Annotated in this window: 15 protein-coding genes; 7 read left to right on the forward strand and 8 right to left on the reverse strand. The window is 56.9% G+C overall.

Features of this window, described 5'->3' with window-relative positions:
- Positions 1–216 precede the first annotated feature (216 nt).
- The 3 genes from WLO31_RS10490 to WLO31_RS10500 all read right to left on the reverse strand — a co-directional run bounded on the left by WLO31_RS10490 (position 217) and on the right by WLO31_RS10500 (position 4,504).
- Positions 217–2,187 carry a peptidase U32 family protein gene (locus WLO31_RS10490; RefSeq protein WP_435930418.1) on the reverse strand — a complete coding sequence of 657 codons (1,971 nt, stop codon included), beginning with the start codon at positions 2,185–2,187 and terminating at the stop codon, positions 217–219.
- A 140-nt stretch (positions 2,188–2,327) separates the two neighbouring features.
- On the reverse strand, positions 2,328–3,896 hold the full coding sequence (locus WLO31_RS10495; RefSeq protein ID WP_435930419.1) for a rhodanese homology domain-containing protein: 1,569 nt from the start codon (positions 3,894–3,896) through the stop codon (positions 2,328–2,330).
- Positions 3,893–4,504: a cysteine dioxygenase gene (locus WLO31_RS10500; RefSeq protein ID WP_435930421.1), complete on the reverse strand. Its 612-nt coding sequence runs from the start codon at positions 4,502–4,504 to the stop codon at positions 3,893–3,895. Before WLO31_RS10500 ends, WLO31_RS10495 begins: the two co-directional genes overlap by 4 nt.
- A 187-nt stretch (positions 4,505–4,691) precedes the next feature.
- Here WLO31_RS10500 and WLO31_RS10505 point away from each other — a divergent pair, with 187 nt between their 5' ends.
- The gene (locus WLO31_RS10505; RefSeq protein ID WP_435930422.1) at positions 4,692–5,777 is read left to right on the forward strand and encodes an LLM class flavin-dependent oxidoreductase; all 1,086 of its coding nucleotides are present in this window, start codon (positions 4,692–4,694) and stop codon (positions 5,775–5,777) included.
- On the forward strand, positions 5,777–6,712 hold the full coding sequence (locus WLO31_RS10510; protein ID WP_435930585.1) for an ABC transporter substrate-binding protein: 936 nt from the start codon (positions 5,777–5,779) through the stop codon (positions 6,710–6,712). Before WLO31_RS10505 ends, WLO31_RS10510 begins: the two co-directional genes overlap by 1 nt.
- Positions 6,713–6,752: 40 nt before the next feature.
- Here the strand turns inward: WLO31_RS10510 and WLO31_RS10515 are convergent, their stop codons facing one another.
- Positions 6,753–7,280, reverse strand: coding sequence for a helix-turn-helix domain-containing protein (locus WLO31_RS10515; RefSeq protein ID WP_435930424.1), 528 nt, complete (start codon positions 7,278–7,280; stop codon positions 6,753–6,755).
- A 96-nt stretch (positions 7,281–7,376) separates the two neighbouring features.
- Between WLO31_RS10515 and WLO31_RS10520 the strand changes: the two genes are divergently transcribed.
- Positions 7,377–8,543, forward strand: coding sequence for a benzoate/H(+) symporter BenE family transporter (locus tag WLO31_RS10520; RefSeq protein WP_435930425.1), 1,167 nt, complete (start codon positions 7,377–7,379; stop codon positions 8,541–8,543).
- Here the strand turns inward: WLO31_RS10520 and WLO31_RS10525 are convergent.
- Positions 8,523–9,395 carry an AraC family transcriptional regulator gene (locus WLO31_RS10525; RefSeq protein WP_435930427.1) on the reverse strand — a complete coding sequence of 291 codons (873 nt, stop codon included), beginning with the start codon at positions 9,393–9,395 and terminating at the stop codon, positions 8,523–8,525. The genes WLO31_RS10520 and WLO31_RS10525 overlap by 21 nt on opposite strands.
- A gap of 180 nt (positions 9,396–9,575) precedes the next feature.
- Here WLO31_RS10525 and WLO31_RS10530 point away from each other — a divergent pair, with 180 nt between their 5' ends.
- Positions 9,576–10,475 carry a DMT family transporter gene (locus WLO31_RS10530; protein ID WP_435930428.1) on the forward strand — a complete coding sequence of 300 codons (900 nt, stop codon included), beginning with the start codon at positions 9,576–9,578 and terminating at the stop codon, positions 10,473–10,475.
- A gap of 75 nt (positions 10,476–10,550) precedes the next feature.
- On the opposite strand, the gene WLO31_RS10535 is transcribed toward WLO31_RS10530, so the two are convergent.
- Together WLO31_RS10535 and WLO31_RS10540 are read right to left on the reverse strand one after the other, a co-directional pair.
- Positions 10,551–11,648 carry an SIS domain-containing protein gene (locus WLO31_RS10535; RefSeq protein WP_435930429.1) on the reverse strand — a complete coding sequence of 366 codons (1,098 nt, stop codon included), beginning with the start codon at positions 11,646–11,648 and terminating at the stop codon, positions 10,551–10,553.
- A 44-nt stretch (positions 11,649–11,692) separates the two neighbouring features.
- Complete coding sequence (locus WLO31_RS10540; protein WP_435930431.1) at positions 11,693–11,860, reverse strand: hypothetical protein; 168 nt, start codon at positions 11,858–11,860, stop codon at positions 11,693–11,695.
- A gap of 59 nt (positions 11,861–11,919) precedes the next feature.
- Here WLO31_RS10540 and WLO31_RS10545 point away from each other — a divergent pair, with 59 nt between their 5' ends.
- From WLO31_RS10545 to celB, 3 genes are all read left to right on the forward strand, one after another.
- Positions 11,920–12,225: a PTS sugar transporter subunit IIB gene (locus WLO31_RS10545; protein WP_435930433.1), complete on the forward strand. Its 306-nt coding sequence runs from the start codon at positions 11,920–11,922 to the stop codon at positions 12,223–12,225.
- 17 nt (positions 12,226–12,242) lie between these two features.
- Entirely contained in the window at positions 12,243–13,544 is a 1,302-nt protein-coding gene (locus WLO31_RS10550; RefSeq protein WP_435930436.1) for a 6-phospho-beta-glucosidase, read from the forward strand.
- 93 nt (positions 13,545–13,637) lie between these two features.
- A complete protein-coding gene (gene celB, locus WLO31_RS10555) occupies positions 13,638–15,002 on the forward strand; it encodes a PTS cellobiose transporter subunit IIC (RefSeq protein ID WP_435930437.1) in 1,365 nt (454 codons plus the stop codon).
- Positions 15,003–15,063: 61 nt separating this feature from the next.
- On the opposite strand, the gene WLO31_RS10560 is transcribed toward celB, so the two are convergent.
- Positions 15,064–16,656: an ABC transporter substrate-binding protein gene (locus tag WLO31_RS10560; RefSeq protein WP_435930439.1), complete on the reverse strand. Its 1,593-nt coding sequence runs from the start codon at positions 16,654–16,656 to the stop codon at positions 15,064–15,066.
- Between the last annotated feature and the right edge of the window lie 21 nt (positions 16,657–16,677).

Consider the following 16,677-nt stretch of genomic DNA (forward strand, 5'->3'; position numbering starts at 1 on the left):
TGCGCAAACTTTAGATACTGTTTGCAGCAATTCACGGTAATTTTTTTGCCCTACCAATTTCCCACAGCTTGATAAGTCAGATGACGAAACTCATAGATTATTTATATATATTTTGCTGAAAAGGCATGAAAAAAACGCCCATCATAATGGGCGCCCGTTAGATCTTTTTTATACAGGAAATGGCCCCGCGGAAGCAGGGCTTATCAGCAGAAAGCGCTAGCTTTTGGCTTTTTTCGGCAGCGTCTTCATCAGCTCGTCCGGGCTGATTGTCGCCACGATGCTGCCGGGCAGCGGCATCTTGAGGATATGATTCTTCATTTTGCCGATAACGTGCATCTCACACGGGCGGCAGTCAAATTTCAGGGTCAGCACTTCGTCCCCGTGGACCAGCTGCATCGGCGTTGCGCGCCAGCTTTTAATGCTGCCTTTCGCCTGTTTCGGGCAGAGGTTAAACGCAAAGCGCAGGCAATGTTTGGTGATCATCACCGGCACTTCGCCCTTCTCTTCGTGTGCTTCATAAGCAGCATCAATGAGTTTCACACCGTAACGCTGGTAGAACTCACGCGCTTTATGGTTGTAAACGTTGGCAAGGAAAGTGAGATGCTCTTCCGGATATACCGGAGCCGGAACGGAGACCGCTTTACGCGAGCCACGCTGATACTGCTGCAGACGCGCTTGCGTCAAATCCTCTACCGCATCACGTCGCAGCTGGTTTAACTGGCCGTTCGGCACAAATAACGGCGCAGGCAGAGAGAGATTTACCGCACGGGCGGTGTACATAGTCTGACCCAGCTTCGTAAGACCATCGCGCAGGCTGTCATAGGCTTTCTGCGGGTTGTTAGCGGTCTCAAACTGGCCTTCAAGCGTGCGGGTTACGCTTATACCGTCTTCGCTTGTCAGCGTCAGGACAAGCTGCTCTTTCCAGCCGGAGAGCTCCATATCCACCGCTACGCGGCGCTCGCTTGACGTTTTCAGCAACGCCTGCTGCCAGTTATGGTCGAGGTTGCGGTTAAGCGGATGATGCGGCCGCACATTTTTCAGCGTGTCCGGCATCTCGTTTGGCCAGACGCGGTACTGATTTTTACCGGTTTTCTCAACGGTGTTGGCGCGGAAGCCGACGATTTCACGTTTGATCAGCACGTTCAGGCCATCGCCGTTGGTCAGCGTATTTGCATCGGTAACGGCGACGTCCAGATGATCCTTGCCGACCTTCAGCACCTCGCCCACCGGCAGGCCGACAAACTTTGGCGAATCGAACGCGCCGATATCGATTTTACGCTCGTTAACGAAGTAGTCCGTGCTGCCGCGATGGAAGGTTTTGTCCGGCGATGGAATAAAGAAATGCGAAGTCACGCCAGCCGAGGCGCGTTTCAGATCCGTGCGGTTCTCCATCAGTTCGTCGAGCAGCTGACGATAATAGGAGGTGATATTTTTCACATAGCTCATATCCTTGTAACGCCCTTCGATTTTGAAGGAGCGCACGCCAGCATCCACCAGCGCCGCAAGGTTCGCGCTCTGGTCGTTATCTTTCATCGACAGCAGGTGTTTTTCAAAAGCGACAACGCGCCCCTGCTCGTCTTTCAGGGTATAGGGCAAACGGCAGGCCTGAGAGCAATCGCCACGGTTTGCGCTGCGCCCCGTCTGGGCATGAGAAATATTGCACTGCCCGGAATAGGCCACGCACAGCGCGCCGTGAATAAAGAATTCAATCGTCGCATCAACGTGCTGATGAATAGCGCGAATCTGATCCAGATTCAGCTCGCGAGCCAGAACTATCTGCGAGAAACCAACGTCTGAGAGGAACTTCGCCTTTTCCACGCTGCGGATATCGCACTGGGTGCTGGCATGCAGCTCAATCGGCGGCAAATCCATTTCCAGCACGCCCATATCCTGGACAATCAGCGCATCAACGCCCGCCTGGTAAAGATCGTGAATCATCAGCCGCGCGGGCTCCAGCTCGTTGTCATGCAGGATGGTATTGAGCGTGACAAAGATCTTCGCCCCGAAGCGATGGGCAAAAGGCACCAGTTCGGCAAGATCGCGCAGGCTGTTGCCGGCGTTGTGGCGAGCGCCAAAACCAGGGCCGCCGATATAGACGGCGTCGGCGCCGTGCAAAATAGCTTCACGGGCGATGTCGGCGTCTCGGGCGGGGCTGAGTAGTTCAAGATGATTAGCGTGCAGGCGCATGGTTCGTCGTTTTTCTGTTTGTAGGCGAAAGGCGGCTATTGTAGTCAGAAAGGACGGGTAAAAACAGAGGATGTTTTGTTCAATTATTGAACTGGCTTCAGACAGAGTGGACGAGCATGTAGCCATCCACTCTTAAAGGCTTAAATCACCCAAAAACCGTGCGTGCCGTCGCGCTCAAGCTGCGCGACAAGGCCATATTCCCATTGCAGGTAGTCTTCCATCGCCTGTCGTGGAACATTCGTGCCCTCGTAAGGACGGCGATAGCGATCTTCAGGCAGATGCAGCTCGCCTTCCGCGCCCTGTGCCAGAGGCCGGTTTTCAGCTATCCATGCGAGCGTTCCACCCTTTAGCACGTAAACCGGCCGGTTGGATAAAGCCTGCAGTTCGGGCACCACAAATCGGGCGAGCGCGCTGCTACCGCAGGTGACGACCCAACGCTCCGGCTCAGGAAGATTCGCCACTGCGGTTTTTAGCGCAGTTCGTCCCAGCCATTTAGCTCCCGCGATATGCCGCGCGCGGAAACTGGCTGAAGTGGTGAAATCCAGAAGCGTGGTGCCGGATTGCCCGAGCCAGCCCGCCAGCGTTTCAGCTGAAATTTCCTCTACCGCAGGCGCCGCTGGCAGGGGCGCCTGCCAGTCGCCGCGTTCGGTAAATAATTCGCGTGGGGCTTCCAGCACGGCCACCTCCCATCCCATTTGTGCCAGCCATGAGGCGGCCATCGGGGCGCGAACGCCGTCGTCGTCAACTACCACGATCCTTCCGCCACGCACGGCGGCAAAATGATCTGTTTCCTGAACCAGTTGTCCGCCCGGCGCAGACCTGGCCCCGGCGATATGTCCTGCACGAAACTCCTCTGGCGAACGCACGTCGAACAGCCAGGTATTGCGGTCGTGGGTTTGCCGCCAGCTTTGCCAGTCGCTCCATACGATAAAGCTTACGCCCGCGCTGGTTGCCAGCTCCCAGGCCGCAATGCGTTCGGCTTCTTCGCCTGCGCTTTCCTGCGCCTGAGCATCGCTACCCTGCTCAAGCTCCAGCCCCGCCAGCGTCCAGCCGATAGTTCCGTTACGCAATGCGGCTACGGGATTGGCGATCCCTGCATTGATCAGCGACTGCGCGCCGATAATGCTGCGCGTGCGCCCGGCGCAGTTCACGACAATTTGCGTTTGCGGGCCGGACACCTGCGCACTGGCCTTCAGCACAAGGTCACCGCCGGGCAGGCTTATGCCTCCGGGGATATTCATCGTCTGGTATTCATCAAAGCGGCGCACGTCCAGAATCACCAGCCCGGCACCCTGTTGTTTCAGCCTGTGCACCTCCTGCGCGCTAAGCGACGGTGTATGGCGCTTCGCTTCAACAAACTCGCCGAAGGCCTTGCTCGGCGCGTTGACATCGATAAACAGTTCTCCGCCCGCCTCCTGCCAGCCCTTAAGCCCGCCGGCAAGCAGCGCCACGTCGCGGTAGCCAAGCTGCTTCAGCTTATCCACGGCAAGGCTCGCCAGCCCTTCACCGTTGTCATAGACGGTAATCGGCGTTGAACGCCGCGGGATACGCGCAAATACCTCCAGTTCGAGTTTGCCGAGTGGAAAATTCGCGGCAAACAAAGGGTGACCGGATGCAAAGGCGGCCTCCTCCCGCACGTCTATCAGCGCCAGCTCTTCTTTATTAAGCAGCGACGCGCGCAGTTGCGCATAGTGTCTTAATTCGCTCATAACGCCCTCTCTTTCGACAGATCCCAGATGTTCGGTATAAAAGCGCTCGAATAGCCTGAAATAAACGCTTTCTCGCCGCCGTCGGCGGTAAACACCCGGCGATGAACCGCGCCAATATTAGCGCCGTACACATGAATACTGATGGAGACGCGATCGTCGAAGGCGTTACTGACCTGATGGACATCCTGCGCGTTGGGAGAAACCGTCTCAATTTCGCCCGGCGTCAGGGTTGTCGCATTGCCCTCGGGTAGCCATTTGCCATTCACTTTGGCGTAAAACTGGCTGCGTTCGGCACCGCGTAACATGCCGATAAGCCCCCATACACCGTGGTTATGGATCGGGGTTTGCTGCCCTGGCCCCCAGACGAAGCTCACCACGGAGAAGCGCCCCTGCGGGTCGGCGTACAGCAGATGCTGCTGATAATGGTGCGGATGGGGAGCGGCTGACGCTTCGGGCAACCAGTCGTCGGTAGCCACCAGCTCGGACAGGAGCCGTCGGCCTTTTTCCAGCAGCGGCTGTTCCTGATGGAAATGCTCAACCAGCCGTGAAAATTCGACAAGAAAGTGGCGTAAGCGCGCGGGATTCGGCGCGGATGACTTTGCGTTCATGGCATGTCTCAGCAGGGGAAAAACCAAAGACTACCAGCGTCGCCCTTTGAGCCAAATGCCATAAAAGCAATAGGTTATCAATAATCTATCTATGCTTTATCCCGGCAAAGCATAGTCATAATTGGCATTTCAGAGGCGCGCTTGCACTCGTTATGGTGGGTAAACATACAACCATAAGGAACCTGCAATGAGCATTCAATTCCTCGGCATGATAAGCCATCGTCTGGCCTCAGAAATTCTGCCCGCGACCGGAGCAATCTTTGATAAGGAGTATATTGCGCGCTTTGCCCAGGCACACGAGGACGCCGGCTTCGACCGCATTCTGGTAGGCTACTGGTCCGATCAACCGGACGGTTTTCTGGTGACCGCCCATGCGGGCGCCCACACTTCGCGCGTGAAGTTCCTGCTGGCCCATCGGCCGGGTTTCGTCGCACCGACGCTTGCCGCGCGCAAGCTTGCCACGCTGGATCATTTACTCGATGGTCGGCTGGCGGTGCACATTATCAGCGGCGGCAGCGATGCCGAACAGCGTAAAGACGGCGACTGGCTGAATAAAGAGGAACGCTACGCGCGGACCGACGAATTTTTGACGGTGCTGAACAGCAGCCTGCACGGCGAGGCGCCTTACGATCACACCGGCGGCTTCTACCGGGCCGAGCAGGCCTTTTCCTCCATCAAACCGCTTCAGCCCCGTCTGCCAATCTATTTCGGCGGATCGTCCGACGAGGCAATCCGGGTGGCGGCAAAGCACGCGGATGTCTTTGCGCTCTGGGGTGAGCCGCTGGCCGGAGCACGTCAGACTGTCGAATCCGTCCGCGCTGCGGCAAAGCGGCATAATCGCGATATTAGCTTCAATATTTCATTCCGGCCGATCCTCGGCAAAACCGAAGCCGAAGCCTGGGAAAAAGCAGAGCACATACGTGAGGTCACCCGTAAAAACCTGGCGGAAAATCACCATACTTACGGGCTGCGAAAACCGCAAAGCGTCGGTGCAAAACGCCTGCTTGAGGCCGCGCATCAGGGCGATCGCCTGGACCAGCGTTTATGGACGGGCATCGCAGCGCTGGTCGGTGGCGGCTATAACTCCACCGCGCTTGTCGGCACGCCGGATCAGGTTTCCGATGCCCTGCTTGACTATTACGATACGGGTATCGGCAGCTTCCTGATCCGCGGATTCGATCCGCTCAACGACGCCGTGGAATACGGTAAAGAGCTCATTCCGCTAACGCGTGAAAAAGTTGCTGCCCGCAAGCGTCTGGCAAGGAGCGCATGATGAAAAAGTGGATCACCGCAGGCCTGGCTCTGGCCCTCTGGAGCAGCTTTTCGCATGCCGAAGTGACGCTGCATATCGGCGATCAGAAAGGCGGAATGCGTTCCCAGCTTGAGGCGGCGAACAAGCTTGAAAACCTGCCGTATAAAATTCAATGGTCCGAATTTCCTGCCGCCGCACCTCTGGCGGAGGCGCTGAACGCGGGGGCTATCGATGTGGGCATCATCGGCGACGCTCCCCTGCTGTTTGCCGTTGCGGCAGGCGCGCAGGCGAAGGCGATCGCGGTGAGTAAATCGAACGCTTACGGGACGGCGCTGCTGGTGCGCCCGGAAAGCCCGATAAAAACCGCGGCGGACTTAAAGGGTAAAAGCATTGCTACAAACCGCGGCTCTATCGGTCATTTTGTCGCGCTGAAGGCGCTTGAGTCCGCCGGGCTGAGCGCCAAAGACGTCACCTTCCGCTTCCTGCCGCCAAGCGAGGCTAAACTCGCCCTGATCCAGGGCTCGGTGGACGTCTGGGCTACGTGGGAGCCTTACACCGCCTATGCGGAAAAGGTAGATAAGCTGCGCGTGGCGGTGAACGGCCAGGGGCTGTGGTCCGGCAATTCGTTCCTTGCGGCTACCGACAGCGCGCTGGGCGACAAAGAAAAGCGGGCCGCCATCGCCGATTATCTGCAGCGCCTGAACGCCGCGCAAATCTGGGCGAATCAGCATCCGGACGTGTATGGCAAAACGCTGGCGAAGATAATCGGCTTCCCGGAAGACGTGGCGCAGCTGTCGTTTCAGCGCCGCCATTCAGACTGGCAAACTATCGATAACGCGACGGTAGCGCAGCAACAGCAAACCGCTGATTTCTACCATGCAAGCAGCCTGCTGCCCAAAACTATTCAGGTTACCCCGACCTTCAGCCATGCGTTTCAGATGACTAATCCGGGCTAACGTTTTCAGGGCGGGCGTAAATACTGCCCGCCGCGAAAGATTACGGATAATGAATTAACGAATGGAAATGTGCCCGCTCAGGGCCGCTGTTGCGATAGCTATGCGCTTCATCCCCGGCGAAGCGCAAACCTTCTCCCGCCCGCAGCGTCTGCCACTTTCCCTTAATCTGCATATCCAGCTCTCCGCTAATCACCGTTACATGCTCAATAACGCCGGTATCATGCGGGGATGACTCGCTCAGCGCGCCCGGCGCAAGCGTGATGGAAAAGAGGTCAAAACGCAGCTGCTCATCATAGGGAAAAAGCGGCACCACAACCATATCGCTGTTTTGCGGATCGAATACCGGCCGCTCCGGCGGTTCGCCCGACTGAAGAAATACCGAAAACGGCACGTTCAGGCCGGTGGCTATTTTCCAGAGGGTCGCCACCGTCGGGCTGGACTCATTACGTTCGATCTGGCCGAGCATGGCTTTTGATACGCCCGTTTTTTCAGCGGCCAGCGCCAGGCTCCAGCCCCGCGCCTGGCGCAAGGCCTTCAGTTTCGCGCTTAAATGGGCGGCGATATCCATCGTTCTCTCCTTATCTATGGGCGGATTATAGCGCCTTGTGCGCTATAACGCACGATGCTATAGTTTTCGGACGTTATAACGCACAACGAGGTTTTTATGCGCGCCTTTCCGGTTCCGCTACCCACGCTGCTTGCCGGGTTCGTTGCCGTGCTGGTGGGCTACGCCAGCTCAGCGGCCATCATCTGGCAGGCAGCAGACGCTGCCGGCGCCGGCGCCCGGCAAATTGCAGGCTGGCTGACGATGCTCGGCATCGGCATGGGAGTCAGCACGCTTGCGCTGACCATCTGGTATCGCGCCCCGATCCTGACCGCCTGGTCCACGCCCGGGGCGGCGCTGCTGGCCACCAGCCTGCAGGGCAGTACGCTAAACGAAGCCGTCGGGATATTTATCTTTGCTTCCGCGCTCATCTTAGTTTGCGGGGCCAGCGGCATATTTGCCCGCCTGATGCTGCTTATTCCGCACACCCTTTCTGCGGCGATGCTGGCCGGGATCCTTCTGCGCTTTGGTCTGCAAGCCTTTACATCGTTACAGGGTCACTTTTTATTGTGCGGCGCGATGCTCATCAGCTGGCTGCTGGCAAAAGCCTGCGCCCCGCGCTACGCGGTGGTTGTGGCGCTGATAGCAGGCCTGGCGATTAGCCTGATGACCGGAGAGCTTAAAACTGAAAGCGTGCCGGTGAGCGTTGTGATGCCTGAGTTCACCGCGCCGCACTTTTCCGTCAGCAGCTTACTGAGCATCGGCCTGCCCTTTTTCCTTGTTACCATGACATCGCAAAATGCGCCCGGCGTGGCGACGCTTAAAGCCTCGGGTTACAACGTTCCGGTTTCACCGTTGATGGTAGTCACCGCGGCTATTGCCCTGTTGCTTGCACCCTTTGGCGTATTTTCCATTTGTATTGCGGCCATTACCGCCGCAATCTGCCAGGGCGCGGAAGCGCACCCCGATCCGGCTAAGCGATGGCTGGCCGCGGCCACAGCTGGCGTGTTTTATCTGCTGGCCGGGATGTTCGGCGGGTCGATTTCAGCCTTGCTGACCGCCCTGCCCCTGGCCTTTATCCACACCCTTGCCGGGCTTGCCTTGCTAAGCACTCTCGCCGGCAGTTTGCATCAGGCGCTGGGTAACGAGCGGGAGCGCGATGCGGCGATCGTCACCTTTCTGGTCACGGCATCGGGGCTTACGCTTGCGGGAATAGGTTCTGCTTTCTGGGGGTTGCTTGCGGGCGGCATTTGCTACGGCGTATTCTCACTGGCTCGCCGAACGTAGCTGCGAAGGCGCGACGCCGAGGGTAGCTTTGAAACGGTTGCTGAAATGGCTGGCGGAGCTAAATCCGCAGGCCAGAGCGATAGCCGTTAACGACAGCTCGCTATGGCGCACAAGCGTTTCCGCGCGCGCCATACGCCGCTGCATTACGTACTGGTGCGGCGCCAGTTGCGTAGATTGTTTAAACATCCTCGCGAAATGAAATTCGCTTAAGCCTGCTTCGAGCGCCAGTTCGGCCAGCGTCAGCGGGTCGCCAATATGCTGTTCTATATAGGCCTGAATATTGCGCAGCACTACCGGAGCCAGCCCGCCGCGTACCGCGGGCAAACGCCACTGCACGCTGCTGTAGTTCTGTACCAGATGGGTGAGCAGCAGCGTCGAGGCGGTGCTTAACGTCATATGATTCGCGCTCTGCTGCCAGCTGCTGCTCAGTAAAAAGTGCCGGTAAAGCTGCGTGATGCGCGGATCCTCGGCGAAAATCCTTTCATCTATCTGCAGTCTTGCCGGACTGCGATCCCAGATTTGCTCGGCAATATGGCGCAGATGCGCATCCGTACAGTACAGGTGTACAAATGAAAAATCGTTGCGGATATCCCAGGTTGTTTCGCTGTCCTGCGGCATCAGGCAAAACCTGTCCGGGCCGCCGCCGTTTTTCCAGCCCTGCGACGTTTTCTGATAGGTTTCGTAGCCGTTGTTGATATACAGGCTAAGCGTATGGTGATTGCTGAGCTGCGTGACGCGGTCATTATGATTTGACCAGGCCGCAAGTTGAATACCCGAGCCAAGCCGTACGCTGTCATTCAGACGAGCGTTGTGTTTACGCAGATTCTCAAAGGCATGGTACGACTGAGTCATAGTTGCATATCGTTTCGGGGCCGGAAGGATAGTGTATGTAGCGCCGCTGCGGGTTGCCAGCCATTAAGCCCGCGCAAACAAAAAAAATGCGCAAGATTATGCAAGTCGCGCAAGGCGGTGAAAGCGGCCGCAGAAGGTAATCTGCAAACTGTCGTTTCTGTTCAACAGCGAGATAACAACATGAACGCGGTACTTTATATTCTGGTCGTGGCGATCTGGGGAACGACCTGGATTGCGATTTACATGCAGCAGGGCGTGGTTTCGGCGCCCGTTTCAATTTTCTGGCGTTTTGCCGTTGCGGCGGTGGTGATGCTGGCGGTACTGCTCGCGCTGGGGCGTCTGCGCCGTCTCAGCCTGCGCGATCATCTGTTCTGTCTGCTTCAGGGCGCCTGCGTATTTGGCTTTAATTTTCTCTGCTTTTATCATGCCGCAGCTTATATAAGTTCAGGCCTTGAATCGGTCATTTTCTCAATGGCCGTGTTGTTTAACGCCTTTAACAGCATGTTGTTTTTCCGCCAGCGTCCGCACGCTAACCTGCTGCCAGCCGCGGCGCTCGGGATTGCCGGCGTTGTCGCGCTCTTCTGGCATGATCTGATGGCAACGCAGTTGGCGCCACAATTACTGCTGGGGATTGGCCTCAGCGCGCTGGGGACGTTCGGTTTCTCGCTTGGCAATATGATCGGCGCCCGCCATCAGCGCCGCGGGCTGGAAACATTGTCCACCAATACCTGGGCCATGAGCTACGGCGCATTGATCATGGGCGTAATTGCCCTGATTCGCGGGGATTCGTTTATGCCGGAGCTTACCGTCCGCTACCTCGGCTCGCTCTTCTACCTGGCGATATTCGGATCGGTTATCGCCTTTGGCGCCTATTTCACGCTGGTTGGGCGCATCGGCGCAGGGCAGGCGGCCTACAGCACGCTACTTTTTCCGCTGGTGGCGCTGAGCCTTTCAACGATTTATGAAGGATATGTCTGGCACGCTAACGCGGTAACCGGCCTGGCAATGATTCTGCTGGGCAATCTGGTGATGTTCGCAAAGCCCGGGATGTTTAAGATCCGGGGTAAAAGAGCCGCGTAAAAAAGGGAGCGGAAGCTCCCTTTCTTTTACTTAAGATCAAACATGCCGCATCAGGACAGTAAAGCGCACGCGAAATTAAGCCCTCAGCGTTAAGCCATCGCATAGCAAATCGATAATAAATAGCGATCCGTAATTATTATGTTTCAACGGTAATATAATATCGTGCTGCTGCATAAAGGCGCGTTCATCATTGGTGATAACGATAAGAGCGGCCCCTTTTCGCCGCGCCTGATGCATCGCCGCTATTAAGGCACGCTCTGGAGCGTAACCGGCAAAAATCACCAGCGCCTGGCCTTTACCAAGCATGGAGGCCGTCATGCCCATCAACGCCGCATCCTGACACAAATTTGCCGGATAACCCTGGGCCAGTAAACGGTACTGCAGCAGACTGGCAAAAGGCGCATCGGCCCCGCTGGCGCTAAACAGATGAACGGCTTTCGCCTGTTGCAGCGTGGCGACAGCTTTGTTGATTACCGAAGGCGACAGATTACTTAGTTGCGCACTCAGCATGTTATGCACGTTATTCAGCTGTTCCCGCCAGGCGTGCGGCATGCTGCTATCTTGTGCGGGGGCGCTGGCCTGCGCAAGCTTCATGCGCAGATCGCGAATATCGTCGCAGCCTGCCGCTCGCGCAAAACGGGTAATGGTGGCCGGGCTTACTCCCGCCGCGCTCGCCAGCCGATCGATAGTTGCCGAAGCGGCAAACTCCACGTCATCAAGAATGGTCTGCGCCACGCGCGATTCCTGCTGGCTGAAATCATGCAGACGCGTGCGTATCTGGCTGAGAATATCGCCGCTGCTTTCTTTGCCTGTGGAATGCGAGAACCTTTCCAGAATATCGCTGCCGATGCCGGCATGAGCGGCCAGCTTTTGCAATGCCTGCGGATCTACCCAGGTGGCATCGCCCAGAATAGTCGTCGAGCCGGGCAGCGCCTGCGGGCTGCTCTCCTGCTGCTGATGGCGTACTTTACCGAGGAAATCGTTAATATCGTCGCAGCCGATGCTGCGGGCGAAGCGCTGCAGCGTGGCAAGGCTCACGCCTGCCTTAAGCGCCAGCTCTTCCATCGAGGACTCAGGAAGTTGCGCAAAATTTTCCAGGAAGAAGCGCGCAAGGCGCGATTCCTGCGCAGGCAGGCCGGACATGCCCTGTACCAGTTGATAAACGATATCCATAACGGGTTGGTTCCTTCGATAGCAGCGACAGCGCGTTAAAAACATCATAGATCATTGAAATTATTTTTCAATGCATGCCCTTTTGATGCGCTCTCCTTCGCTGCTTTGCGAGCCGGATCTGTTCCTCTTCCTGTAGCGATCGCTTGATTCTGCCTAAACATCGCCTTTTCTGATAATCCAACCGCGATCACACTCATGAAAATAATTTTCATTCATGCTGCGTTAAACGGCTAATGTATGAAATATGTTTTCAAAGGTGAAAGGAGCGGTGATGAAAAAAATTATATTGTGCTGCGCGGCAGGCATGTCCACCAGCATGCTGGTGCAGAAAATGAGAGCGGAGGCAGCAAAGCGCTCCCTGGAAGTTGAAATCGATGCTTATCCTGTTGCGGAAATTGAGAGCCAGCTTCGCCACGCCGACGTGGTGCTTCTTGGTCCGCAGGTGCAGTTTGAACTGCAACGCCTGAGCGAGCTTTCCGCGCCGCTTGAGAAGCCCGTTGCGGTTATCGACATGATGGATTACGGCACCATGCGCGGCGATCGCGTGCTGGATAAAGCCATCGCATTAATGGCCTGAGGCGCACGGAGAACATAATGAAAATTACCGTTGTTGGCGGGGGAAGCAGCTATACCCCGGAACTGATAGAAGGCCTGATCGAACGCCATGCTTCGCTGCCAATGGCGGAGCTGGCCCTCGTTGACGTGGAGGCCGGGCGCCAAAAAGTTGAAATTATTGCCGCTCTTGCGCGCCGTATGCTGGGCCGGAACGGGCTGGAAGCGGTAAAAGTTTCCGTGCATTTTACCGCGGACAGCGCAATTGAGGGGTCGAGCTTCGTGCTTACGCAGCTACGTGTCGGGCAGCTCCCCGCCCGTGCGGCTGACGAACGTCTTGGCTTAAGCCACAGGCTGCTGGGCCAGGAGACCACCGGCGTCGGCGGCTTTGCCAAAGCGCTGCGCACTATTCCGGTGATGCTGGACATCGCCCGTCGCGTGGAGCGCCTGGCGCCGCAGGCATGGATAATCAACTTCACCAATCCGGCCGGCATAGTAACGGAAGCGGTTTCGCGCTACAGCAAGGCGAAAATCATCGGCCTGTGTAACGTGCCGGTGACCATGCATCACACCATTGCCGGGATGCTGAAATTACCGCACGCATCCGTTAACCTGCGCTTCGCGGGCCTTAATCATATGGTCTGGGTGCATAAGGTGCTGGCCGACGGCCGCGACGCCACCGATGAGGTGCTCGAGATGCTGTGCGACGGCGAACAGCTTTCGATGAACAACATTAAGGCCATCCCCTGGCCTGCGGATCTGCTGCGCGCGCTGCGCGCAATTCCCTGCCCTTATCACCGCTATTTCTGGCAAACCCGCACCATGCTTGAAGACGAGCTGGTCGACGCGGACGTTAAAGGCACGCGCGCCGAGCAGGTCATGAAGGTGGAAGAAGCGTTATTTAAGCTTTATGCCGATCCGAATCTGGATAAAAAACCGGACGAGCTCAGCCAGCGCGGCGGATCTTTCTATTCAGAAGTGGCGGTTGAGCTTATTAACGCCCTGCATAACAACCTCGGCGTTGAAATGGTGGTCAATACCGCCAACAATGGCGCTATTCAGGGGCTGCCGGACGATGCGGTCATTGAAACGAACTGCCTGATCGACGCGCTGGGCGCGCATCCGCTGGCCTTCGGCAAGCTGCCGCCCCTGATGAACGGCCTGACGCAGCAGGTGAAAGATTTCGAACGCCTGACGATTGAAGCGGCCGTCCACGGCGATAAAGGCAAAGCCCTGCTGGCGCTGGTGGCCAATCCGCTGGTGGCGGATGTGAATCTGGCGTCGAAGCTGGTGGAGGAAGTGCTCAGCATTAATAAAGCGTGGTTGCCGCAGTTCAGCGGCTAATCGCATTCCTGGCGCACTGCCCGTCTGCACGGGCGGAAACAACAAAAAACGATAATACCCGGTCGGCGAATTAGCCCCGGGCAGGGGGTGTCTGTGTCAGTCAACAAATCCATTATTGAAAAGTACGTGCTGCCTGCGGCGCTGAAAATCGCCGGGCAAAAGCATGTTTTATCCGTGCGTGACGGCATCATTCTTAATATGCCGTTTATGCTGATCGGCTCATTTTTCCTTATTTTCGCCTATCTGCCGGTGCCCGGTTACGCGCAGATGATGAGCAGCCTGTTTGGTCCAGCCTGGCAGGAGAAAGTGCTTTATCCGGTTAAGGCCACCTACGACATCATGGCGATTATCTCCGCCTTCGGCATCGCCTATCGTCTGGCGGAAAAATACCGCACTATCGATCCGCTCACCGCCGGCGCCGTCTCGCTGGTGGCGTTTATCATGACCATTCCTCAGCATATTATGTTCACCCCCGCTACGGACTCCACGGCACAGCTTGTCAAAGGCGTGCTGCCGATGGGCCAGATTGGCAGCCAGGGCCTGTTCGTGGCGATTCTTATCGCCCTGCTTTCCACTGAAATCTATCGTTTTATCAACAACCGCAATCTGGTTATCCGTATGCCGGAAGGCGTGCCGCCCGCGGTGGCGAAGTCTTTCCTCGCCTTAATCCCCGGCTTCTGCGTGCTGGCGGTTGTTCTGGCGCTGCGCCTGCTGGTGGAAGCGACGCCGTTCGGCGATATCAATACCCTGATAACCGAGCTGGTGGGCATTCCGATGAGCCACGTCGGCGGCTCCCTGCCGGGCATGATTATCTCGGTACTGCTGATTGGCATTCTGTGGATGCTGGGCCTGCACGGCGACACTATCGTGCTGGTTTTTATCCGCCCGGTCTGGCTGAGCAATATGTCGGAAAACCTCGAAGCGTTTCAGAACGGTCTGCCTATTCCGCATATCATCACGCAGCAGTTTTACGATCTGTGGATTGCGCCAGGCGGCACCGGCGCCCTGCTGGGGCTGGTGATCTTTATGCTGATCCGCAGCCGTAGCGCGCAGATGAAACAGCTGGGGAAAATCGCCGCGCCCGGCAGCCTGTTTAATATCAGCGAGCCGATGGTGTTCGGCATTCCGATCGTGATGAACCCGTATCTGGTGGTGCCGTTTATTCTCACGCCGGTGGTGCTGGTGATCGTTTCTTATGTCGCCATGACCACGGGCCTTGTGGCTAAACCTGCGGGTATCGCGCTGCCGTTTACCACGCCGATCGTCGTCAGCGGTTATCTTGCGACAGGCGGCCATATCTCCGGCTCGGTGCTGCAGATCGTCAACCTGGGCATTTCGCTGGTGATGTATTACCCGTTCTTCCGCATCTGGGATAACCTGAAATACCGCGAGGAGCGCGCAAACCAGGCGCCGCAGGAGACTGAAGCTGCAGCTTTAACGCAGCGCAGCCCCACTTAATCTTCACTATAAAAAAGCCCTGCCGTATTACGCGGCAGGGCTTTTTGCAGTCAGGAAAGCGTTACTTCACGTCCACCTGATAAAAAATGTGCTTCCCGAACGGGTCGATTTCATAGCCGGTCACCTCTTTGCGCACCGGCTCGAAAATCGTTGAATGCGCAATCATCACCGCGGGCATCTGGTCGTGCATCATCTGCTGGGCCTCCTTATAAAGCGCCACGCGCTTATCATGATCTCCTTCAGCGCGAGCTTGCAGAATCAGCTTATCAAACGGCTGGTAGCACCACTTCGACGAGTTGGAGCCGCCGTTCGCGGCGGTACAGGTAAACAGCGGGCCGAAGAAGTTGTCCGGATCGCCGGTCGCCGTCGTCCAGCCCATCAGGGCGGCCTGATGATCGCCGTTTTTCACGCGCTTAAGATACTCGCCCCACTCATAGGTCACCACTTTCGCCGTCACGCCCACTTTCGCCCAGTCGGCCTGGATCATCTCCGCCATACGTTTGGCGTTCGGGTTATAAGGACGCTGAACCGGCATGGCCCACAGATCGATGGTCATGCCCTTCGCGAAGCCTGCCTCTTTAAGCAGCGCTTTGGCTTTCTGTGGGTCGTAATCATAATCTTTTAGCTGGTCGTCCGCGCTCCACACGCCCGGCGGCAACAGATTTTTCGCCGCCGTGCCGCTGCCCTGGAACACCGCTTCGATAATCGCCAGTTTATTGATAGCCAGCGCCAGCGCCTGGCGCACCTTTACGTTATCCAGCGGCGCCTTCTGGGTGTTAAACGCCAGGAAACCGGTGTTCAGCCCCGCTTTTTGCATCAGGTTGATGTCTTTATTTTCCTTCATGCGCGGCAGATCCGCCGGATTCGGAAACGGCATCACCTGGCATTCGTTTTTCTCAAGCTTCGCGTAGCGCACCGAGGCGTCAGGCGTAATGGAGAAAATCAGGCGGTCGAGTTTCGCTTTGCCCTGCCAGTAGTCCGGGAAGGCGGTAAACAGGATGCGCGAATCTTTCTGGTACTGCTTCAGCTCAAACGGCCCGGTGCCGATTGGGTTCATATCCACGCGCTCAGGCGTGCCCGCTTTGAGCATCGCATCGGCATATTCAGCCGAGAGAATGGAGGCGAAATACCAGCCCAAATCGGCGACGAACGGCGCTTCCGGATGGGCCAGAGTGAAGCGCACCGTGTGGTCATCGATCTTATCGATAGCGGTTAACAGCTTGCCGAACTCAAGGCTTTCGAAGTTGGAGTAGTTGCCGTTGGAAACGTTGTGGTAAGGGTGTTTTGCATCTTTTTGCCGCATAAACGAGAAGATCACGTCATCGGCGTTAAAGTCGCGCGTCGGTTTGAAGTATTTATTGCTCTGGAACTTCACCCCTTTACGAAGATGAAAAGTGTAAACCTTGCCGTCTTCGCTAACGTCCCAGCTTTCCGCCAGGCTCGGCTGCAGTTCGGTCGTGCCGACTTTGAAATCCACCAGCCGGTTATAAACCGGCACTGCGCTGGCGTCGACGCTGGTGCCAGAGGTATATAACTGCGGATTAAAGTTCTCCGGCGAGCCCTCAGAGCAATAAACCAGCGTTTTTGCCGCTGCGCCTGAGCTGATTGAGATTGCGGCTACGGCCAGCGCAAGCGCGGTCATTTTTATTTTCATCGCTATCTTCCTGTTGGTTAT

It is taken from the genome of Dryocola sharpae (assembly GCF_051307055.1).
Taxonomy (GTDB): Bacteria; Pseudomonadota; Gammaproteobacteria; order Enterobacterales; family Enterobacteriaceae; genus Dryocola.